The organism is Halomonas sp. NyZ770 (assembly GCF_020616575.1).
GTDB lineage: Bacteria > Pseudomonadota > Gammaproteobacteria > Pseudomonadales > Halomonadaceae > Vreelandella > Vreelandella hamiltonii.
Map to the genome: position 1 here is coordinate 1746346 of NZ_CP085143.1, position 20808 is coordinate 1767153.

Annotated in this window: 17 protein-coding genes, 1 tRNA gene and 1 other RNA gene; 5 read left to right on the forward strand and 14 right to left on the reverse strand. The window is 60.4% G+C overall.

Annotated features, from left to right (window positions below):
• The first annotated feature begins 63 nt into the window (after positions 1–63).
• Positions 64–1062, forward strand: coding sequence for an IS5 family transposase (locus tag LG409_RS08000; RefSeq protein WP_081191873.1), 999 nt, complete (start codon positions 64–66; stop codon positions 1060–1062).
• Positions 1063–1677: 615 nt separating this feature from the next.
• Positions 1678–1902, forward strand: coding sequence for a hypothetical protein (locus tag LG409_RS08005; protein WP_016913671.1), 225 nt, complete (start codon positions 1678–1680; stop codon positions 1900–1902).
• A gap of 126 nt (positions 1903–2028) precedes the next feature.
• On the opposite strand, the gene LG409_RS08010 is transcribed toward LG409_RS08005, so the two are convergent.
• From LG409_RS08010 to betI, 11 genes are all read right to left on the reverse strand, one after another.
• Positions 2029–3657 (reverse strand): glycerol-3-phosphate dehydrogenase/oxidase, encoded by a 1629-nt coding sequence (locus LG409_RS08010; RefSeq protein ID WP_227407980.1) that lies wholly within the window; start codon positions 3655–3657, stop codon positions 2029–2031.
• A 92-nt stretch (positions 3658–3749) separates the two neighbouring features.
• The gene (locus LG409_RS08015; protein ID WP_227407981.1) at positions 3750–5489 is read right to left on the reverse strand and encodes an ABC transporter substrate-binding protein; all 1740 of its coding nucleotides are present in this window, start codon (positions 5487–5489) and stop codon (positions 3750–3752) included.
• 85 nt (positions 5490–5574) lie between these two features.
• Positions 5575–5847 (reverse strand): DUF2160 domain-containing protein, encoded by a 273-nt coding sequence (locus tag LG409_RS08020; RefSeq protein WP_039178296.1) that lies wholly within the window; start codon positions 5845–5847, stop codon positions 5575–5577.
• A gap of 13 nt (positions 5848–5860) precedes the next feature.
• A complete protein-coding gene (locus tag LG409_RS08025; protein ID WP_039178294.1) occupies positions 5861–6754 on the reverse strand; it encodes a carbohydrate ABC transporter permease in 894 nt (297 codons plus the stop codon).
• Position 6755: 1 nt separating this feature from the next.
• Positions 6756–7643 carry a carbohydrate ABC transporter permease gene (locus LG409_RS08030; RefSeq protein ID WP_039178292.1) on the reverse strand — a complete coding sequence of 296 codons (888 nt, stop codon included), beginning with the start codon at positions 7641–7643 and terminating at the stop codon, positions 6756–6758.
• Entirely contained in the window at positions 7633–8736 is a 1104-nt protein-coding gene (locus LG409_RS08035) for an ABC transporter ATP-binding protein (protein WP_039178289.1), read from the reverse strand. Before LG409_RS08035 ends, LG409_RS08030 begins: the two co-directional genes overlap by 11 nt.
• Positions 8729–9829 (reverse strand): ABC transporter ATP-binding protein, encoded by a 1101-nt coding sequence (locus LG409_RS08040; protein WP_218314901.1) that lies wholly within the window; start codon positions 9827–9829, stop codon positions 8729–8731. Before LG409_RS08040 ends, LG409_RS08035 begins: the two co-directional genes overlap by 8 nt.
• Positions 9830–10277: 448 nt before the next feature.
• A complete protein-coding gene (locus LG409_RS08045; protein ID WP_227407982.1) occupies positions 10278–12764 on the reverse strand; it encodes an acyl-CoA dehydrogenase in 2487 nt (828 codons plus the stop codon).
• 196 nt (positions 12765–12960) lie between these two features.
• Positions 12961–14664: a choline dehydrogenase gene (gene betA, locus LG409_RS08050; protein WP_227407983.1), complete on the reverse strand. Its 1704-nt coding sequence runs from the start codon at positions 14662–14664 to the stop codon at positions 12961–12963.
• Between the two features lie 55 nt (positions 14665–14719).
• Positions 14720–16189 (reverse strand): betaine-aldehyde dehydrogenase, encoded by a 1470-nt coding sequence (betB, locus tag LG409_RS08055; RefSeq protein ID WP_227407984.1) that lies wholly within the window; start codon positions 16187–16189, stop codon positions 14720–14722.
• Between the two features lie 10 nt (positions 16190–16199).
• The gene (betI, locus tag LG409_RS08060) at positions 16200–16808 is read right to left on the reverse strand and encodes a transcriptional regulator BetI (protein ID WP_039178275.1); all 609 of its coding nucleotides are present in this window, start codon (positions 16806–16808) and stop codon (positions 16200–16202) included.
• Positions 16809–17014: 206 nt separating this feature from the next.
• On the opposite strand from betI, the gene LG409_RS08065 reads away from it, so the two are divergent.
• From LG409_RS08065 to LG409_RS08075, 3 genes are all read left to right on the forward strand, one after another.
• A tRNA-Met gene (locus LG409_RS08065) sits at positions 17015–17088 on the forward strand.
• Between the two features lie 45 nt (positions 17089–17133).
• Positions 17134–17230, forward strand: an RNA gene (ffs, locus tag LG409_RS08070) — signal recognition particle sRNA small type.
• 162 nt (positions 17231–17392) lie between these two features.
• The gene (locus tag LG409_RS08075; RefSeq protein ID WP_039178272.1) at positions 17393–18178 is read left to right on the forward strand and encodes a DUF3750 domain-containing protein; all 786 of its coding nucleotides are present in this window, start codon (positions 17393–17395) and stop codon (positions 18176–18178) included.
• On the opposite strand, the gene LG409_RS08080 is transcribed toward LG409_RS08075, so the two are convergent.
• The 3 genes from LG409_RS08080 to LG409_RS08090 are packed head-to-tail and all read right to left on the reverse strand — an operon-like array spanning position 18179 to position 20797.
• Positions 18179–18919: an aspartate/glutamate racemase family protein gene (locus LG409_RS08080; RefSeq protein WP_227407985.1), complete on the reverse strand. Its 741-nt coding sequence runs from the start codon at positions 18917–18919 to the stop codon at positions 18179–18181.
• A 4-nt stretch (positions 18920–18923) separates the two neighbouring features.
• Entirely contained in the window at positions 18924–20228 is a 1305-nt protein-coding gene (locus tag LG409_RS08085; protein ID WP_096923083.1) for a TRAP transporter large permease, read from the reverse strand.
• On the reverse strand, positions 20225–20797 hold the full coding sequence (locus LG409_RS08090; protein WP_189463989.1) for a TRAP transporter small permease subunit: 573 nt from the start codon (positions 20795–20797) through the stop codon (positions 20225–20227). The genes LG409_RS08085 and LG409_RS08090 overlap by 4 nt, the downstream gene beginning before the upstream one ends.
• Positions 20798–20808: the final 11 nt, after the last annotated feature.

Below are 20808 nucleotides of genomic sequence, written 5' to 3' on the forward strand. Positions count from 1 at the left end.
GCCTCGTAGCCACCGGCGAGGTAAAATCTGACCTGTCCAACACCCGCTGACAGAGCCACTCCGATGAAACAGATCTCATTCGCCCAGGCTGAGCACCAGAACAAGAAGAAGGTCACCCGCCGCGAGCGGTTTCTTGCCCAAATGGAGGCGCTGGTGCCGTGGCCGCGGCTGATCGAAGCACTGTCGCCGTCCTACTTCCCGAATTCAGCGGGCAAGCGAGGCCGGCCACCCATTGGCCTGGAGCGTATGCTGCGCATCTACTTCCTGCAGCAGTGGTATGCCCTGGCCGATGAAGCGCTGGAGGATGCCCTCTACGACAGCCAGGCCATGCGTGATTTCATCGGTATCGATCTGGCCATCGAGAGCGTGCCGGACGCGACCACGCTGCTGCGCTTCCGTCACCTGCTGGAGCAGCATGCCCTGACCCAGCGGATCTTCGATGAGATCAACGCCCACCTGACCGAGCAAGGCCTGTTCATGCGTGAGGGCACCATTGTCGATGCGACCATCGTGGCTGCTGCGCCTTCCACCAGGAACAAGGCCAGGCAGCGCGATCCAGAGATGAAGCAGACCCGGAAGGGCAAGCAGTATTACTTCGGCATGAAGGCCCATATCGGTGTCGATGCGGTCACTGGGCTGACCCACAGTGTTGCCGCCACGTCGGCCAACGTCGCCGATGTCACCATGACCAGTGAATTGGTCCGGGACGATGACAAGCGGGTATACGGCGACGCGGGCTACACCGGTATGTGGAGCTATCTGGGCGAAGAGAAGGATGCCCCGGATTCCCGTTGTTGCGTCGCCGCCAGGCGCAGCACTATCAAGAAGATGGAAGACAGCCCAATGAAAGTACTGCTGCTGAAATACGAGAAGGCCAAGGCCAGCATCCGCGCCAAGGTCGAGCACCCGTTTCATGTCCTCAAGAACCTCTTCGGCTACCGGAAGGTTCGCTACAAGGGGCTAGCCAGGAACCAGGCGCAGCTGTTCACCCTGTTCGCCCTCGGCAATTTGTTGCTGGCTGGACGATGCCAGGGCCATGCTGACGGGGCCAGTGTGTCTTGAATCAGGCCTGGCAGCCGGATAACCCGGCTGCCAGGGTAAAAAGGCCACCTTTAGTGGCCAGAAAGTGATCGTTGACGCGGTGAATATGCCGCCCTGAACGCTTCAGCTGCTCAGAGGCGAATTGATCAGCGATTCCTTAAATCCGTATACCCTTTTTTATTATGTTTTTTCAGTATTCAGTTTTTTGTTAGCACTCTTACTTGTTTTTCAAGTTTCATTTAAAACAGTCGTTTAACTGCGCTTGTGAAAGTAACCATCAGCACTTTCATGGTTTTGACGTTTCTGTAGTCAAACTACAACCGCGCCTGCTGCCAAGGGTGCATTGTGAGTATTGCCCCCGTGAACCATAGTGAAGTCATGGATCACGGCGGTGTCTTGTTATCCCGATACGCCGCAGGGTTCCTTGCTACACACCGAGGCGCTGATGTTTTACCAAAGCGCCAAAGGCGAAGGTCTTGTAACGCTTGTGACCGTTTCGCAGTTACCGAACTGGGCACTTACCCGGCCCAGCATGAGTAGCAATGTCATCATTCTTCATTAATAAGATGGCTGCTTGATTACCACACTCCGTGAACCGTAACAGGCAGCGGCTGAGCATACCATGAGGGACTTACCATGAACTGCATCGAATTGAGCCAACAAGCTGACCGTATCGCTAGCACTTTCAGTAAACAGGATCTGGCCAAACTGGTCCTGGCGCTAAAAGGCAATCGCGAGTCGCTGCAACACGCGGTCGAGGTCATCGACACCATCGACAGCCGACAGGGGTGTACCCTGGAAGAGGCCTGGGATGAAGTGTTGGCCGGCGACTCTCAACTGGCGGTGGTACACGACGAGTAGGTCGTCACTCGCTTGCTGAACTGATTGGCCCCCTGCCAGTGATGGCAGGGGGCTTTTTATTGGGTTTTTATTGGGTTTTTATTGGGCGTGCACCTGCAAGCGGGGGGGTTACGCCAGGCTGGCGGGTTAGCTGGGGGGGCGAGAAGTATCGCGGTTTTCCGCAAAGTAAGTGGCCAGGCGTGCCTCGGCCTCTTCACCGAACAGCACGCGGCAGGCTTCTTGCAACCCGCTGGAGTGGCGTAGCTGCTCGTGATGAACCACCATCGACACCTTGGCACGCCGACGCAGAAAATCTTCCAGCTGGGTGATCATTTCATGGTCTCGGGCATGCTCGATTTCACAGCGGATGTACTCGGTGCCTTCGATGAGAATATCGGCCTCCGAAGGGTCCTGGCGGATTTTTTCCAGCATCGGGATGGCCTGTTCGGCGTAGCGTCGCCACAGCCGAGAGGATAGCGGCTCGGAGGAGGTGGCGGCCGTCATGGCGTCCAGATTCATGCGCTTGGCCTGGTCCATGAACTGCTGCTTGACCGGCTCGGGCGGCTCACCGTACCAGTGAAAACTGGGGTCGGGCAGGGTAACGCCCAGTTTCATGACTTCACCGGAAATTTCATCGCCCACGTTCAGGCAGTCGGTCAGCTTGCCGCCAAAGATGCTGATATGCGCGCTTTCCGGGTTGGTATCGATGACGTGCTTGCGTGACAGCTGCAGAAAGTCTCGGTCGCTGCCTTGTTCGGCCTTGATGGCCAGCGGCCGCACGCCGCAGCGGGTGGAGATGATGTCATCCTGGGTCAGCGGCTTGTCCAGTGTCAGTCGCTTGTTGATGTTTTCCAGCACGAAGGCGATGTCGTCTGCCGTGACATCGACCTCAGGGCTTTCCATGTGCGTATCGGTGGTACCGATACAGGTACGATTGCCCATGGGGATCACGAAGAACAGACGGCCATCATCGGCAAAGAAGGCCAGCACGCGCTTGGTCGCCGTGAGCTGGGGCACGATGAGGTGAATGCCCTTGGAGTACAAGTGCTGATGGGTGGTCTTCTGGCCCGTCAGGGCATTGTGCTGGTCGACCCACGGCCCGGCGGCGTTGATCAACACTTTGGAACGAATATTGAAGGTCGTGCCGTCCATGACGTTGCGGGCGCGGGTGACCCAGTGTTCGCCATCGCGTTCGGCGCCCAGCGACTCGACGTAATTGGCGGCGACGGCATCGTAGTTCAACGCATGGCGCACGAAGTTGAAGACGAAGCGGGCATCGTTGTCGTGCAGGTAGGCATCGGAATATTCGAACCCGCCCACGGCATCCTTGATATCGATGATGGGCTCTTCCTGCTTGAGTTTCCTGGGAGACAGCAGGCGGGGCAGGCGTGTAAAGCCATTGCCCATCAGCCAGTACAGCCAGGTACCCGCCCACAGATAGCGGGGCGAGTGCCGAAAACCTTGGGTGATGGTGGTTAAAAAGCGAATTTCTTCCACCGTCGAAGGGTAGCTCTTGATCAGGTGGTTACGGCTCTTGCAGAGCTTGCGCACCAGGGCAAAGTCCTTGCTTTCCATATACTTGATTCCCCCCCAAACCAGGTTGGAGGAGTGCATGCTGGTACTACCAGCGAAGTCACCACGGTCAATCAGGGCCACTTTGGCGCCTTTGCCGGCCAGCGCCGCAGCGCTGGCTGCACCATTGATGCCACCACCAATGATCAGTGCGTCAAAGTCATCGGTGTGCAATTTCTCTACATTACGGTTACGCAGTTTCATGGCGGATCCACTTATCAAGAAAAAGCCCCAGCTTGGCACGCGGTCGTCACTGACTCCTGAAACGATGGGCGGGCTTGCGCCCGCCCAAGGGCTCAGCGAGTGCCTGCGGCCATCCAGGCTTCCATCATTTCGTCGTAGGGCACGGTGGTACCCTGTGGCATTTCATCGTCGAGTTTTGGTTTGGGTGCGCCGTCCTGATCCAGCCAGTACTGGGGGTCACGCTCTTCGTTGAGTACCGGGGCATAGCTGTCGAACACATTGGCCCGAGCCAGGCGATTCATGGTGTTGTCCATGTCGGCCGCCAGCTTGTCCAGACCTTCCTGGGGCGTGACTTCACCGCTCATGACCGGTGCCAGGTTTTGCCACCACAGCGGTGCCATGCGCGGATAGTCAGGCACGTTGGTGCCGGTCGGTGTCCAGTTGGATTCGTTGGGGCTGCGGTAGAACTCCACCAGGCCGCCGAGTTTGGGGGCCATTTCGGTCATCTGGTCCGAGAAGATGTCGGATTCACGAATGGGCGTGAGGCCGTGCATCAGTTTTTCCAGCGAGGTGGTCTTGGCCACGGTGAACTGGGCGAACAGCCAGGCCGCCGTACGACGGTCTTCGGGCGTGGAGTCGAAGAAGGTCCAGGCCCCTACGTCCTGATACCCCACTTTCATGCCTTCTTCCCAATACGGGCCCGTGGGCGAGGGCGCCATACGCCACAGCGGGTTGCCTTCGTCATCGGTCACGGCCACGGAGGGGTCGGTCATGTCGGCAGTGAAGGCGGTATACCAGAAGATTTGCTGGGCAATGTGACCCTGCGCAGGCACCGGCCCGGCTTCACCGAACGTCATGCCCTGGGCTTCGGCGGGCGCAAAGTCACGCAGCCAATCCACGGCTTTTTGCATGGCAAATACCGACGCCGGTGAGTTGGTGGCGCCACCGCGGCTGACGCTGGCGCCCACCGGCTGGCTCTCCTCGTTCACGCGGATGCCCCAGTCGTCGACCGGATTACCAAACGGCACCCCTGGACTGCCCATGCCGGCCATCGACAGCCAGGAGTCGTGGAAGCGCCAGCCCAACGACGGGTCGCGGCGACCATAATCCATGTGGCCATACACTTTGGTGCCATCGATCTCGCCCACGTGGACGGTAAAGAACTCGGCGATATCCTCGTAGGCCGTCCAGTTGGTGGGAACGCCCAGGTCATAACCGTAGATGTCCCGGAACTGTTCCTGCAGGTCTTCACGCTGGAACCAGTCATAGCGGAACCAGTAAAGGTTGGCGAACTGTTGGGTCGGTAGCTGGAAGACGCTGCCGTCGGGGCCGGTGCCGTACTGCAGGCCGATGAAGTCGTCCAGGTCCAGCGTAGGCAGGGTGTAGTCCGCCCATTCGTTGGCCATGGCCTCGGTCAGGTTGATGGTGGTGCCGTAACGGATATGCGTGCCGATGGAATCGGTATCGTTGACGAAACCGTCATAGATGCTGTTGCCGGACTGCATCTGGTTCTGCATGGTGTCCACCACATCGCCTTCGCCGATGATGTTGTGGGTGATGTTGATACCGGTCAGCTCGCTGAACGCCGGGGCCAGCACTTCGCTTTCGTAGACGTGGGTCGTCAGACCCTCGGCGACGGTCTGAATATTCATGCCTCGGAACGGCTCGGCAGCCTTGGCGAACCACAGCAGCTCCTCTATCTGCTCCTCGCGGCTCAGGGTAGAGTTCTGGAAGTGCTCATCGACCAGCCGTTCGGCGATGGCGCGTGCTTCCTGGTCGTCGGCCATGAGGGCCCCCGAGGCCAGCAGCAGGCTGGCAGCGAGGGTAGTGAGTTTGAAGTTGTTATTACGCATGTTGACCTCGTTTTGTTGTGCTCTTCCCTGATAACGTGAGCATCCTTGGTACCGCGGTAGTACGCCGAGACCGCCCAGTAGGCGCTCAGCCCCAGCGCATCAACACCAGCAGCCAAACCGCTGATAGTGCCAGTGCAATCCAGATCGAGAGCGTGGTGAAGCCAATCACGCCCAGGTGAATGAACGCTGCCGACAGCAGGCCGATGAACAGCCGGTCGCCCCGCGTGGTGCTGATGGGGAGAAAGCCCTTGCGTTCGATGGTGGGCGAGAGAATCTCCCACAGGGTCATCCCCGCCAGCATGGCAGCGATCGATGAAAAGAAAATGGCAGTAGGGGTGGTCCATACCATCCAGGACATGGCCGTTGCTCCTTCAGGTGCGACCCAGGGCAAAGCCCTTGGCGATATGTTTACGGACGAAATAGACCACCAGAATGCCCGGCACGATGGTCAGCACGCCGGCCGCGGCCAGGGTGCCCCAATCGATGCCCGATGCGGTGGACGTACGAGTCATGATCATGCCGATTGGCTGAGCATCCGTGGCGGTCAAGGTGCGGGCCAGCAGCAGCTCTACCCAGGAGAACATGAACAGGAAAAACAGCGTCACGCCGATGCCCGAACGAATCATCGGCAGGAAAATGGTCACGAAGAAGCGCGGAAAACTGTAGCCATCGATGTAGGCCGTTTCGTCGATCTCCTTGGGGACGCTGCTCATGAAGCCTTCCAGAATCCAGATGGCCAGCGGGATATTGAACAGACAGTGGGCCAGCGCGACGGCAATGTGGGTGTCGAACAGGCCTACCGAGTAGTAGAGCTGAAAGTAGGGCAGCAAAAACACCGCGGGTGGTGCCATCAGGTTGGTGAGCAGCCAGAAGAACAGGTGCTTGTCACCGATGAAACGATAGCGGCTGAACGCGTAGGCGGCCGGTAGTGCCACGCAGATGGTGATCAGCATGTTCAGCGACACATAGGCCATCGAATTGACGTAGCCCATGTACCAGCTGGGATTGTTGAAAATCCGCAGGTAGTTATCGAACGTCAGATTCTGTGGCCACAGGGTCATCGAGCCGAGGATTTCGCTGTTGGTCTGCAGCGACATGTTGATCAGCCAGTAGATGGGCAGGATCATCAGGAACAGATACAGGCCCAGCAGCAGGCGCGAGCGCCAGCGGCTGCGAGCGTTGCGACGACGGCGCTGTGCCGGGGTGGTGCGGCTGAAAATGGTATTGAATTTCTCGCCCTGCTGGGCATTGTCCAGACGGTACATGTCATGCCCCCCCTTGGGTGTTCTTGTCTTTTTGCATGTGCATGATGGTGGTGTAGAACACCCAGCTCACCAGCAGGATCACCAGGAAGTAGATGATCGAAAAGGCCGCCGATGGTCCAAGGTCCTGCTGGCCAATGGCCATGGTGGCCAGCGACTGGCTCAGGAAGGTGGTCGAGCTGCCTGGGCCACCGCCAGTCAGCACGAAGGGTTCGGCATAGATCATGAACGAATGCATGAAGCGCAGCAGCACCGCGATCACCAGCACGTTGGTCAATTTGGGCAGCTGGATATAGCGGAAGATGGCCCATTTGGAAGCGCGGTCGATACGGGCCGCCTGATAGTAGGCTTCCGGGATCGAGCGCAGGCCGCTGTAGCAGAGCATGGCCACCAGCGGTGTCCAGTGCCACACATCCATCAGAATGATGGTGGCCCAGGCATCACTGGCGTTGCGGGTAATGTTGTAGTTCAAGCCCAGCTCACGCAGGCCCCAGCCCATCAGGCCGATGTCGCCCCGGGTGAAGATCTGCCAGATGCTGCCCACCACGTTCCATGGGATCAGCAGCGGTAGCGTGATCAGTATCAGTACCGCCGACGCCTGCCAGCCGCGCTTGGGCATGATCAGCGCAATCCCGATGCCCAAGGGCACCTGAATGGCCAGGATGGTCAGAGAAAACAGAATCTGGCGTACGAAAGCTGCCCGCAGCGCCGAGTCGTTGAGGATGCTTTCAAACCATTCGGTGCCGGTGAAGAAGCGCGCATTGGGGCCCAGCACGTCCTGCACAGAATAGTTGACCACGGTCATCAGCGGGATGATGGCGGAAAACGCCACCAGCACCAGCATCGGCAACACCAGCAGCCAGGCACGGTTGTTATAGACTTTATTGTTCATGGCCGATCTCCACCCGGTATTCGTCTACGTACAGGCCCATATGCGCTTGAGGTAATAGCGCGTGTGCCTTGTCACCTGTCACGGCATGACCTTCGGGCAGCCGCGCCTTGAAGTGCTCGCCGTTGAGGGCAAAACTCAGCAGGGAGTAGGTGCCCAGGTCCTGAATGTTCAGCACGTCGATGGGCAGCGAGTTCGCGACCGGAGTGTTGCTGACACTGATGAACTCCGGCCGAATGCCCAGTTTGACGTTGCTGGAAGGGGCGGCTGCAATCTGCGCGCGAAGCGCGGGGCTCACCGGCATGACCTGCTCGCCAAACAGCACCTGATCGTTGTGGTGAGTCACCGACATGAAGTTCATGCCGGGGCTGCCGATGAAGTAGCCCACGAACGTATGGGCGGGCGTTTCGAACAGCTCCCGGGGCGTACCGAATTGAACCACCTGGCCGTCGTACATCACGGCGATCTTGTCGGCGAAGGTGGACGCCTCCAGCTGATCGTGGGTGACGTAGATCATGGTGATGTTGAAGCGCTCGTGGATTTCCTTGAGCTTGCGGCGCAGTTTCCACTTCAGCTGCGGGTCGATGACCGTGAGCGGTTCATCGAACAGAATCGCAGAGACGTCATCGCGTACCAGCCCGCGGCCCATGGAAACTTTCTGCTTTTCGTCGGCAGTGAGGTTTTTGGCCTTGCGGGACAGCAGCGGCGTCAGATCGAGAATATCGGCGACTTCTCGCACTTTGGGGTCTACCCGATATTCGGGGGTGTTCATGTTGCGTAGCGGAAAGGCCAGGTTGTCGTACACCGTCATGGTGTCGTAGATCACCGGGAACTGAAACACCTGGGCAATGTTGCGCTCTTCAGGAGGCAGCTCATTGACCCGTTGACCATCGAACAGCACGGCACCTTCGGAAGGTTCCAGCAGCCCGGAAATGATGTTTAGCAGGGTGGACTTGCCGCAGCCGGAAGGGCCAAGCAGGGCGTAGGCGCCCCCCTGGTGCCACACGTGATCCATCTGGCGTATGGCGTAATCCTCGGGGCCGGAAGGTTGTTTCGTATAGCTATGGGCGAGCCCCTGTAGCGTGATTTCAGCCATGGGTCACACCTCCCTGGGCCGATGCGGGAACGTGCACCGTATTGCCTTGCTTGTCGAAGGCATACAGCTGGTGGGTCGGGAAAAAGACCTGGATGGCGTCGTTGACATTGAACTCGTGAATGCCCGCCAGGTGCAGCACCAGAGGGAAGCGCTCGTGGTGAACGTGCAGGAAGGTTTCCGAACCGCTGATTTCGGCCACGTCCACACGAACGTCCAGCGCCAGATCGTTGGCCGAGCGCCGCTCCAGGGTAATGTGCGACGCGCGCACGCCGAAGTCGTAGTCGCCGGCGGGCAGCCGTTGCAGGTCTGGGTCGCAGGGAAAGTGCAGGGATTGATCGAAGGTGATATCGGCGCTGGTCAGCTTCCCGGGCACGATGTTGATGGGTGGCTCCGAGAACATCTCGGCAGTGTGACGGCCATTGGGCTGGCGATAGACCCGTTCGGTGGGGCCATACTGCAACAGGCGCCCTTCATGCATCACGGCGGTGTTGCCGCCCAGGGCCAGCGCTTCGTTGGGCTCGGTGGTGGCGTACACGGCAATGCAGTTGCGCGCCTTGAACAGCTCGCGCAGTTCGTCGCGCAGCTCTTCACGCAGCTTGTAGTCGAGGTTGACGAGTGGCTCGTCGAACAGGATCAGGTCGGCATCCTTGACCAGCGCACGGCCCATGGCGGTGCGCTGCTGCTGACCCCCGGAAAGCTCCTGAGGGTAGCGCTCCAGCAAATGCTCGATATGTAACATTTCCGCAATGCTTTCGACCCGCCGTTTGATCTCCTGGGAGGGCGTCTTGGCCAGCTTCAGCGGTGAGGCGATGTTGTCGCGCACCGTCAGGCTGGGGTAGTTGATGAACTGTTGGTACACCATGGAAACGTTGCGTTTGCGTACCGAAACGCCGGTGACATCCTTGCCATCCATGTAAATGCGCCCGCGGGTGGGTTGTTCCAGGCCGGCCATCAAGCGCATCAGCGTGGTCTTGCCTGCCAGAGTCCTGCCCAGCAGCACGTTGAAAGAGCCCGGTTCCAGCGCCAGATCGACCCCCGTGATATGAGGGTCACCGCCGACGACGTGGTCGATGTTTTGCAGATGTAAGGACATGCCGATCTCGTTAGCGTCGTTGTTATGAATATTGCTATGGATATTGCTATGGATATTGCTATGCGTGTTGTTATAGCTGTTGTCATGAACAGGTAGTGCGAAAACGAGTGTGTCTATCGCGCGGGCAGATCGGTCGAGCAGCTTGTTCTCCGTTTTTCTATTGTTCTAGGTCACCGATCAAGGCGATATTTTCATTAACGAAAGGCTAGTTGATCATTTTCGAACGTGCAACGCTTTTTTGGGTGCTCATATATTCGCTTTTAGGCGTAGAGAGCCCATCACAATACATGCGCTGTGGGTGTGGTGAGGGAGAGGAGGGGGAACAGAAGGCGGGGCGGTGCCGAAGGAGAGCAAAATGGCGCTGTACGTTTCGTTTTTGAACTCTGGAAGGCAATAAACGAAAAAACCGGCCTGTGTCAGGCCGGTTTCATTCACGCTCAAGCGTCGTTTACTTGATGCTGGTTTCTGCTTGCGGCGTGGCCTTGGCAGGCGCCGCGTTGTGGTCGATCAGCGTCGCCTTGTCGTTGGCAAAGGCATCGTAGGCGAAGTCATCCACGGTGAGCATTTCGAGCACTTCGGCCTCGAACGTGCGCATGAACGTGGCGTCGTCCTCGTTGATCAGCCCTTTCTCCAGCGCGGCTTCCACGCGTGCTTCCGGGTGGAGCGCCGTTTGCGGCAGCTCGCCCTTGGCATAGGCCTTGTTCACCGTGCGGTAGATGGCTTCGGCGCGCTCGTACTCTTGCAGCAGGGCATTGTAGCGGGCCAGCGGATTGCGCTCGGCGCCGTCATCCTTGTCCCAGGTGTTGCTCAGCAGCTTGCTGCGCAGGGCACTCTGGGTGGAGACGCGATGAGCGATGTCGCGTGCCAAGTCGTCATGGGGCTTGTTCCAGCGGCGGCCCGTCGGCATGACGACCACTTTCAGCACCTTGCCCAGGGCGCGGTTGGGCAGGTTGTCGAAGATCTCGACAAACGCCTGTTCAGCGCGGTTGAGCAGGAACTGCAGGCTGTAGTGCAGCAGCGCTTCTTCGCCTTCTACCTTGTTGCCGGTGTGCCACTGCTTGAGCACCATGGACGCCAGATAGAGGTTGGAGAGAATGTCGCCCAGTCGTGCCGAGAGCATTTCGCGCTTCTTCAGCGTGGAGCCCAGGCTGGCCATGGCGGCGTCGGCGCAGAGGCCAAAGCCGGCCGACAGGCGCGCGATGTCCTGCGCATAGCCAACGGCCGGGCCGCTGAACGGCACGCTGGGCTTGCCGAGGCCGAAGCCCAGCGTGAAAGCGCGGGCCGCGTTGCCGAAAATCAGGCCCGCATGACCAAAGAACGCCTTGTCGAATGCTTTCGCGTCGTTGGCATCCTTGGCGGCCAGCTCCTCCAGCACGTAGGGGTGGCAGCGGATGGCGCCCTGACCAAAGATCATCAGGTTGCGGGTCATGATGTTGGCCCCTTCCACGGTGATCGCGACGGGGTTGGCGCTATAGCCGATGCCCAGGTAGTTGCGTGGGCCGAGGGTCACGGCCTTGCCGCCGTGAACGTCCATGGCATCGCTGAGCAGCACGCGCTGGAACTCGGTCAGCTGGCTTTTCAGAATGGCCGAGGGGACGGCGGGCTTTTCGCCGTGGTCGATCAGGTTGGCGGTCTGGTATACCGTGGCGGCAGAGATGTAGGCCAGCGAGGCCATGCGAGCCAGCGGCTCCTGTACGCCTTCCATTTCGGCAACCGGCACGTTGAACTGACGACGTACCCGTGTAAAGCCGCCGCTCCAGCCCAGCGCATAGCGGGCGGTACCGGTGGCGCCCGAAGGCAGCGTGATGCAGCGGCCAATCGACAGGCACTCCACCAGCATCCGCCAGCCCTGACCGATCATGTCCGGGCCGCCGATGATGGTGTCCAGCGGTACGAACACGTCCTTGCCCTTGATCGGGCCATTCATGAAGGGGCTGCCGATGGGGTGGTGGCGGCGGCCAATCTCCATGCCCTGCGTGTCACGCGGGATCAAGGCCAGCGTAATGCCACGGTCTTCTTCGTCGCCCAGCAGCTTTTCCGGGTCGAACAGACGGAATGCCAGACCCACCACAGTGGCAATCGGCGCCAGGGTGATCCAGCGTTTCTCGAAATTGAGGCGCACCCCGACCACTTCCTGGCCATCGATGACCTGCTTGCAGACCACGCCGGTATCCGGCAGCGAGGTGGCGTCGGAGCCTGCGCGGGGGCCGGTCAGGCCAAAGCAGGGAATTTCACGGCCATCGGCCAGGCGCGGCAGGTAGTGATCCTTCTGTGCCTGGGTGCCGTATTTGAGCAGCAGCTCACCGGGGCCCAAGGAGTTGGGGACACCGACGGTCACCATCAGCGTTTCGTTGGCGGAAAGCTTCTGCAGTACCATGGATTGCGCCTTGGCAGAGAAACCCAGACCACCGTACTCCTTCGGGATGATCATGCCGAAGAAGCCTTCCTTCTTCAGGTAATCCCACAGTTGCTGGGGCAGGTCGGCACGCTCCTTGGCGATGTCCCAGGCGTTGCACATGCCTGCCGCCTTGGCGCACTGCACATCCAGAAAGGCCTGCTCTTCTTCGCTCAGCCCGTCATCCTTGAAATCCAGCAGCGACTGCCACTGGGGCTTGCCGGAAAACAGCTCTCCATCCCAGGAGACGCTGCCCGCTTCCAGCGCGGTGCGCTCGGTGGCAGACACCTTGGGGGCCACTTTCTTGAAGGTGGCAAAGATGCGTGGGGTCAACCAGAGGCGGCGCAGGGCGGGCAAACCGGCCACGGCCACGGCCAATGCGCCGATCAGCAGCAGGGTGCCCGTTACGGGGGCGCCCAGCACGATGCCGACCAGGCCCAGTACGCCCAGCAGGGCCAGGGCAGGAGGTGCGCCTGCCTCGCGGCGCATCACCACCAGCAGGCCAGCCACGGCCAGCACGATGAGTAGTAGGGTGAGCATGGGGTTCTCCATAGGTGGATGGTCTTGAAGGTATTTAAACGTATGTTTGAATATTCGCAGAATCGCTTGGCAGTGTGCAAGCGTTTCGGCCTTATACGTTCGCTCTATACCCTTCACTGTAGCTCAGTTGCGGCATAAAAAAACGCCATGGCGAATGCCATGGCGCGGGTTGCTGGATCAGCGTGTGCAGGTCGGGTCAGGCCTGTGTGGCGGGCGTTACTTTGTTGACCGCTCCTTTGGCAGGTGCCCCATTGGCAATGTAGTAATCGACCTGGGCGCGGGGCAGGGGCTCGCGACCGCGAATGCGATCGGCGATCTTTTCGGCCAGCATGAGTGTGGGCGCATTCAGGTTGCCGGTAGGGATCACCGGGAACAGCGAAGCATCCACTACTCGCAGCCCTTCCAGGCCGTGCACACGGCCCTGGGCATCGGTGACGGCCATGGCGTCTTCGCCCATCCGGCAGCTACCGCAGGGGTGGTAGGCGGTTTCGGCGTGCTGCTTGACGAAGCTGTCCAGCTCGGCATCGCTTTGTACCTCGGGGCCGGGGGCAATTTCACGCCCACGGTAGGCGTCGAAGGCGGGCTGGGCGATGATCTCGCGGGTCAGGCGTATGGCATCGCGGAACTCCTGCCAGTCCTTCTCCTTGGCCATGTAGTTGAACAGGATGCTGGGCGCGGCGTGGGGGTCTTTCGAGGTCAGCCGGATGCGGCCACGGCTCTCGGAGCGCATGGAACCGACGTGGGCCTGGAAGCCGTGGGCCTCGACCGCGCTTTTGCCGTTGTAGCTGATGGCGATGGGCAGGAAATGGTATTGCAGATTGGGCCACTCCTCCTCGTCGTTGGAGCGGATGAATCCGCAGGATTCGAACTGGTTGCTGGCCCCAATGCCGGTTCCCTTGAACAGCCACTCGGCACCGATTTTCGGCTGGTTGTACCATTTCAGCGCCGGGTAGAGGGAGATGGGCTCCTTGCACTCGTACTGAATGTACATCTCCAGATGGTCCTGGAGGTTTTCGCCGACGCCGGGCAGTTCATGCACCACGGGGATGCCCAGCTCTTTCAGCCACTCCGGGTTGCCCACCCCTGAACGCTGCAGAATCTGCGGCGAGGCAATGGCGCCGCCACACAGCAACACTTCACGACGTGCCCGTGCCTGCCTTGGCTGGCCCTTCCGTTCGTAGCGGACGCCCACGGCACGCTTGCCCTCGAACTCGATCACGTCCGTGACGGCATGGGTTTCGATGGTCAGATTGCTGCGCTGTTTGGCGGTATCCAGGTAACCACGGGCCGTGGACGCGCGCCGCCCCTTGGGCGTGACGAAGCGGTCCATGGGGCCAAACCCTTCCTGCTGATAGCCGTTGACGTCTTCGGTTTCCGGGTAGCCCGCCTGCTTGGCCGCTTCGATGAAGGTCCGGTACAGCGGGTTGTTATCCGCCTTGGGCGTGGTGATGCTTACCGGGCCACCGCTGCCATGATACTCATTGGCACCGATGTCACGGTTTTCACACTTCTTGAAGTAGGGCAGGCAGCTCAGGTAATCCCACCCTTCGAGCCCGGGCTGCTTGGCCCAGTGGTCGTAATCGAGGGCATTGCCGCGAATGTAGCACATGCCGTTGATCAAGGAAGATCCGCCCAGCCCCTTGCCTCGGCCGCACTCCATGCGGCGGTTGTCCATATGCGGTTCGGGGTCGGTTTCGAACGCCCAGTTGTAGCGTTTACCCTGTAGTGGAAACGCCAGCGCGGCGGGCATCTGGGTGCGAAAATCGAAGCGGTAGTCCGGGCCGCCTGCTTCCAGCAGCAGCACGCTGACATCGCTGTCTTCGGTCAGGCGCGTGGCCAGCACGTTGCCTGCTGAGCCAGCGCCAATGACGATATAATCAAATTCACGTACTTGCGACATTCGTTTACCTTGGCAAAGACGACATAAAGAGCATCAAACGGTGGCGGTGGGCGCCTTAAAACACCGATTCGAACGGGCCCATCTCGATCTGTACGGACTTGGTCTGGGTGTAGTGATTGAGCGTCTCGACGCCGTTCTCGCGACCAATGCCCGACTCCTTGTAACCGCCTACCGGCATCTCCGACGGCGATTCTCCCCAGGTGTTGATCCAGCAGATGCCGGCTTCCAGCTGGTGAATCACTCGGTGGGCGCGGTTGAGGCTCTCGGTGAACACCCCGGCGGCCAGCCCGTACAGGGTGTCGTTGGCGCGGCCAATCACCTCGTCTTCATCAGCGAAGGCCAGCACGGACATGACCGGGCCGAAAATCTCTTCTTTCACGATCCGCATGTCGTCGGTGCAGTCGGTGAACACCGTGGGGGCCGCCCATGCGCCGTTGGCCCATGGGCCGCTATTCCACTGTTCGCCACCGGCCAGTACGCGGGCTCCTTGCTCTTTGCCCAGGGCGATGTAGGAGAGCACTTTCTCCTGATGCTCGAAGCTGACCAGCGGGCCAAAATTGATGCTGGGGTCCATGGGGTCACCGGCCTTGATGCGCGCCACGCGCTCGACCAGTTTGGCTTCAAAGGCTTCCTTGACGCTGCGCTCGACGAAGACACGGGTACCGTTGGTGCAGATTTGGCCACTCGAATAGAAGTTGGCCATCATGGCGGCATCGGCGGCGCGGTCCAGGTCGGCATCGGCAAACACGATCAGCGGCGATTTGCCGCCCAGCTCCATGGTCACGTCCTTGAGCGTGGAGCCACCGGCAGCGGCCATGACTTTCTTGCCGGTGCCCACTTCGCCAGTGAAGGATACCTTGGCAATGCCGCGGTGCTCGGTGAGCATGGCACCGACTTTTCCGTCGCCTTGAACGACGTTGAAGACGCCGTCTGGCAGGCCTGCCTCGGTGAAGATTTCGGCGAGTTTCATCACCGTCAGCGGCGTGACCTCGCTGGGCTTGAAGACCACGGCGTTACCCGCCGCCAGCGCAGGCGCGGCTTTCCAGCAGGCAATCTGAATGGGGTAGTTCCAGGCGCCGATGGCACCGATCACACCCAGCGGTTCCCGGCGGGTATAAACGAACGAGCTTTCGCGCAGCGGTATCTGGCTGCCCTCGATGGCGGGGGCCAGGCCTGCGTAATACTCCAGCGCATCGGCGCCGGTGACGATATCGACGCTGGCAGTTTCGCTGATGGGCTTGCCGGTGTTGCGGGTTTCCAGCTCGGCGAGCTCGTCGTTGCGTTCGCGTAGCAGTGCCACCGCGCGCAGCAGAATGCGTGAGCGTTCCATGCCGGTCATGGCCGCCCAGACCCGCTGGCCTTGCTGCGCGGTGCGCACGGCCTCGTCGAGATCGCCCTGGCTGGCCTGGCCAACGGTGGCGAGCAGCGAGCCATCGTAGGGGTTGGTGACGGTGAAGGTGTCACCTGACGTCGCCGCGACCGTGCGGCCATTGATATATAGAGGCAGTGTGTCCTGATGGGCCATGGGGTTCTCCTTAATATGATGCGTCAGCGGTGGTGTGCTTCAGGCAGCCGTGGTGGGCCAGCAGTTGATCCAGATAGGCGTGAGCCAGTTGCCGTGCTTCCAGCGCATCGAGCCCTTCCGGCGCCAGGGCGCCGCGTAGCCAAAGACCATCGATCATGGCAGCCAGCCCGCGCGCGGCGTTGCGCGCATCGCGATGCGGCATGACGCGCCGGAACTGGTGGCACAGGTTGGCATATAGCCGACGGTCGTTGACGTGCTGTAGACGTTGCAGCACGGGCTTGTGCATGCTGCTGGCCCAAAAAGCGAGCCAGGTCTTGGCGGCAGGGCCGGTCACCTGGGAGCGGTCGAAGTTTCCTTCGATGATGGCGCCGATGTGGGCGCGTGCCGAGTCGTCGTCCAGCGCCTGGCGGCGCGCCGCAACGGCATCGGTCAGGTCGGTCAGTATCTGGCGCATGGTGGCTTCGAGCAGGCCATCCTTGCCGCCGAAATAGTGGCTGATGATGCCTGCCGAGACTCCGGCATGCCGGGCAATGCGCATGACCGTCGCTTCCGCCAGGCCCACTTCGTCGATGGCGGCCATGGTGGCCTTGATCAACTGCTGACGACGTATTGGTTCCATTCCCACCTTAGGCACGGCGATCTCCTGAACACTCTTCGGGGATGATGAAAATTATCATGGCACTTTTTTATTGAACGTTCAATTAATAAAAGGCAATTGACGGTACTTGCGTGCTGTCTTGTTCATCGTGAAATGAAATACCTGAGGCGAGTGACTTGCCTTTTGCCAACGAGATTGGCATAATCTGCACCCGCTGATGTCGGAAAGGCTACGTAGCTCAGCTGGTTAGAGCACATCACTCATAATGATGGGGTCCCCTGTTCAAATCAGGGCGTAGCCACCGGTCAGCCAGGTACGCTTATCTTGTGTACTGTCATGGTGGCCCCTTAGGTCCTCCCGCAACGCTAAACTGCGAACCCCGCCAGGCCCGGAAGGGAGCAACGGTAGTGGTGGCTGCGTGTGCCGGGATGTGGCTTTTGGGGCCGCCTCCATTATATCCTCCCCCTTTGTTTTGCTTCGCTTGATTCCCTGTGGGTCGAGATTCTGTTGCCCGTACGCGGCTCCATTTGGCACTCTGATGGCCTTTTGCGCTTTCTGAGTGGTCGTGCGTGCCAGAAACGTCTCTTTGTCACTTCGGAAAGCTCATGAAAACTCTACTGCGTTGGATAGCGGGCGTGGTGGTGCTGTTGGCACTGCTGTTGGCCGGGCCCGCCTGGATGTTGGCCAGTAACCAGGTGGTTACCGATGGCCACTGGTCGAATCTGGACCGCTCATCGGCGGGGTTGGCCCCAGACCCGGACGCCCATCCCGAGGCGGTGGTGCAAGTGTACGCTGCACGGGCGTATCACTGGCGGGGCGCGTTTGGGGTGCATATCTGGGTGGCTACCAAAGCTGACAATGCCAGCGACTACCGCCTGCACCAGGTGCTCAGTTGGCGTCGGCCCACCGTGGTGTCGAGCACCGATACGCCGGATCGGGCGTGGTTTGGCCATGCGCCCGAACTGCTGGCCGATTATCGCGGCGATGAAGCGGGGCAGTTGATTACCCAGATAGAAGAGGCGATTGGCCGTTACCCTCAGGCCGATTTATACCGGGTGTGGCCCGGCCCCAACAGCAACAGTTTCATCGCATGGCTTACCCGCGAAGTGGAGGGCCTGGCGGTGGCGTTGCCGGTCACCGCCGTGGGCAAGGATTTCCTGTTCGATAGCGTAGTAGCTCCTGTGCCCAGCGGCACCGGGTATCAGTTTTCGCTGGGCGGGGTGTTGGGGTTGATGCTGGCGCTGGAAGAGGGCGTGGAACTCAACGTGCTGGGCATGAGCCTGGGCGTCGATATTCTCAGGCCGGCCTTGAAGCTGCCTGGCGTGGGCCGGGTGGGCCTGCCTGCTCGGGTGCTGGGGAATGCTGCCGAGCAGGCAGAGCCGCAGGGGTGATCAACCTGCTGGAGCCTCGGAGCTCAACGTTAGTAAAGGAGTGTGCACGTAGCGGATGGCGTCGCTTAGCCCGTCCGTAATATTGATGCCATACCGCTCACTCAGCAGAGCCGCTCGACCCACGAAGGCGCCGGAGCCCAGCACGATGGCATTGGCACCCTGGTCGAGCGAACTCACGATGGCGTCATGCAAGCGCTGTTCGGCCTGCGGCGTGCGGGCAGCGGTTTCCGATACCCCCATGCCAGTGGCCACGATCCGACAGCGCGCGTCCAGGCCATAGCCACGGCTCAGCGCGCGGATGGTTTCCACGGCGCCCTCGAACGTGGTGATGACGGTGAAGGGGCGGTCATGCTGGCCAGCGGCGCGCATGCCTGCCTCGGCCAGGCTCACCACTGGGCGCTGTGTTGCATCGCGTAGTTCTTGAACCGCCAGATCATCGAAGCAGGCCATGATGTAGCCAACGTCGTCGGCGGACTGGCGCTGTTGGATCAGCGCCATGACCTCCCGAGTGGCGGTGGCCTTGTGCGCTGCATTTTCGATGGCGATAGGCCCCGCCAGTGGATTGGTGACCTCCATTTGAACCCCTTCAGGCGAGCACTGCCGTACCAGGCGGCGTATTTCCCTGGTGACCTGGGGATTGGTGTTGGGGTTGATGACCAGAATGCGCGAGGTGTCGGTTCGCGACGCTTGGCACATGCTGCCGATGGGGGCTGTATGGCTGAGTCCTGTCTTGTTCGTCATTGCCTCAACGCCCCGCCAGAAGGTCGGGTAGCCACATGACGATGCCTGGCCAAATCATGATGGCAAAGGTGAACAGCACCATGATGCCCACGAAGGGAAGCGACCCCATGATGACGTCGTTGAAGCTGCCACCATCCTTGCGCACGCCCTGAACCACGAACAGGTTCATGCCCACCGGTGGTGTGATGAGGGCGATCTCGCACATCAGCACGATGAAGATCCCGAACCAGATAGGGTCGATGCCCACCGCCATGACCATGGGCACGGTAATGGGTACGGTCAGTACCAGCATCGACATGGCGTCCATGAAGGTACCCAGAATCACGTAAAACACGAACAGCACCAGCAGCAGCGTCACTGCCGTCAGGCCGAAGGAGGCGACCCACTGGGTAAGTGCCTGGGTAACTCCCAGCATCGAGATGGTGACGTTGAGCAGTAGGGCGCACATCAAGACGATGATCACCATGCCCGATGTTTTGGCTGCCTGCAGCGAGCAGTGAATCAACAGGTCCAGCGTCAGCTTGCCGCCAGCGGCGATGAAGCCAAGGGCGATGACTACGCCAATGGCGGCGGATTCGGTGGGGGTGGCCAGGCCGCCGTAGATGCTGCCCATGACCACGCCAAAGATGACCACGGGAGGAATCAGGTGCTTCGACAGCGACAGCTTGTCCTGAAGCGAGACATTGACCTCGACCAGCGATGCCTTGCCCGCCTTGCCGTGGGCGAGCCACAGGTAGAGCGAGAACAGCAGCGCCAGGGTAATGCCCGGTATCAACCCGGCAGCAAAAAGCTGGCTGACGGAGGTATTGGCCAGTTGGCCATACACCAACAGGTTGATGCTGGGGGGAATGAGAATCCCCAGGGTGCCGCCCGCTGCCAGCGAGCCCAGCGAAGGACGAATGGGGTAGCGATACTGCTGGAGCGCCGGGAGGGCGATGGTGCCTACGGTGGCCGCGGTGGCCACCGAGGAGCCGGAGGTGGCGGAGAACAGCGTGCAGGTGGCGATATTGGTATGCAGCAAACCACCCGGCAGGCGATTGAACCACACCGCCAGCGCGGCATACATGCGGTCCGCGATGCCGCCGCGTAACAGCAGCTCCCCCAGCAGCATGAAGAGTGGAATGGCGAGCATCGACGGGCTGTTCAGGCTGCTCCAGACGACGCCACCCATCATGTTTACCAGTGGGGCGCCGTACATCAGATAGCCGCCCGCCACGCCCACCAGCAAAATCGACACCGCCACCGGCAGGCTGAGCAGCATCAGGGCCAGCATGACCATGAACGCCCCTGCAATGACTGGAATGCTCATGGCTGTGCTCCTTTTTCACGCTGCTCGAGATCGGCCAGTTCGGCTTCGAGTTCTTCACTGGCTGAAGCAGGGCCGAAGCGCTGGTTCAGTGCGGGCCAGTCTCGCCGGATCAGCAGGCGCAGGGCTTGCAGGGCCAGCAGGGCCGCGCTCGCCGCAAAGATGCCCATGGCCACCAGCCAGACCGCTTGAGGGTAGATCAGCGGCGTGGCCCAGGGGGTCTGGGCGATGGAGCGGTAGTTATGCGTGTCGAGTACGGTCTGCACGGTAAAGTACAGCAGGAAGGCCGCCAGCAGCCCCAACGAGAGGGCTGCCAGGGCATTGAGGATCGCTTTGACGGTGGTGGGCAGGCGCATGTGCAGCAGATTGATGCGAATATGCGACTGCTCGATCATGGCGACGCCGAAGGCCAGAGGCGCCGCCACCGCAATGGCGTAGCCTCCCAACTCATCGACGCCACCAAACGACAGCGAAAAGAATTTGCGAATCAGGGTCTCTATCGTGATCAGCACGGCCAGCAGTAGCATGAACGTGCCGAACAGGATCCCCATCAGGCGAGCACAAAAAGTCATACGGGTCTCCT

Coding starts and splice junctions, on each gene's coding strand:
- LG409_RS08000 (WP_081191873.1), top strand. CDS start 64: ATGAAACAGATCTCATTCGCCCAGGCTGAGCACCAGAACAAGAAGAAG.
- LG409_RS08005 (WP_016913671.1), top strand. CDS start 1,678: ATGAACTGCATCGAATTGAGCCAACAAGCTGACCGTATCGCTAGCACT.
- LG409_RS08010 (WP_227407980.1), bottom strand. CDS start 3,657: ATGAAACTGCGTAACCGTAATGTAGAGAAATTGCACACCGATGACTTT.
- LG409_RS08015 (WP_227407981.1), bottom strand. CDS start 5,489: ATGCGTAATAACAACTTCAAACTCACTACCCTCGCTGCCAGCCTGCTG.
- LG409_RS08020 (WP_039178296.1), bottom strand. CDS start 5,847: ATGTCCTGGATGGTATGGACCACCCCTACTGCCATTTTCTTTTCATCG.
- LG409_RS08025 (WP_039178294.1), bottom strand. CDS start 6,754: ATGTACCGTCTGGACAATGCCCAGCAGGGCGAGAAATTCAATACCATT.
- LG409_RS08030 (WP_039178292.1), bottom strand. CDS start 7,643: ATGAACAATAAAGTCTATAACAACCGTGCCTGGCTGCTGGTGTTGCCG.
- LG409_RS08035 (WP_039178289.1), bottom strand. CDS start 8,736: ATGGCTGAAATCACGCTACAGGGGCTCGCCCATAGCTATACGAAACAA.
- LG409_RS08040 (WP_218314901.1), bottom strand. CDS start 9,829: ATGTCCTTACATCTGCAAAACATCGACCACGTCGTCGGCGGTGACCCT.
- LG409_RS08045 (WP_227407982.1), bottom strand. CDS start 12,764: ATGCTCACCCTACTACTCATCGTGCTGGCCGTGGCTGGCCTGCTGGTG.
- betA (WP_227407983.1), bottom strand. CDS start 14,664: ATGTCGCAAGTACGTGAATTTGATTATATCGTCATTGGCGCTGGCTCA.
- betB (WP_227407984.1), bottom strand. CDS start 16,189: ATGGCCCATCAGGACACACTGCCTCTATATATCAATGGCCGCACGGTC.
- betI (WP_039178275.1), bottom strand. CDS start 16,808: ATGGAACCAATACGTCGTCAGCAGTTGATCAAGGCCACCATGGCCGCC.
- LG409_RS08075 (WP_039178272.1), top strand. CDS start 17,393: ATGAAAACTCTACTGCGTTGGATAGCGGGCGTGGTGGTGCTGTTGGCA.
- LG409_RS08080 (WP_227407985.1), bottom strand. CDS start 18,919: ATGACGAACAAGACAGGACTCAGCCATACAGCCCCCATCGGCAGCATG.
- LG409_RS08085 (WP_096923083.1), bottom strand. CDS start 20,228: ATGAGCATTCCAGTCATTGCAGGGGCGTTCATGGTCATGCTGGCCCTG.
- LG409_RS08090 (WP_189463989.1), bottom strand. CDS start 20,797: ATGACTTTTTGTGCTCGCCTGATGGGGATCCTGTTCGGCACGTTCATG.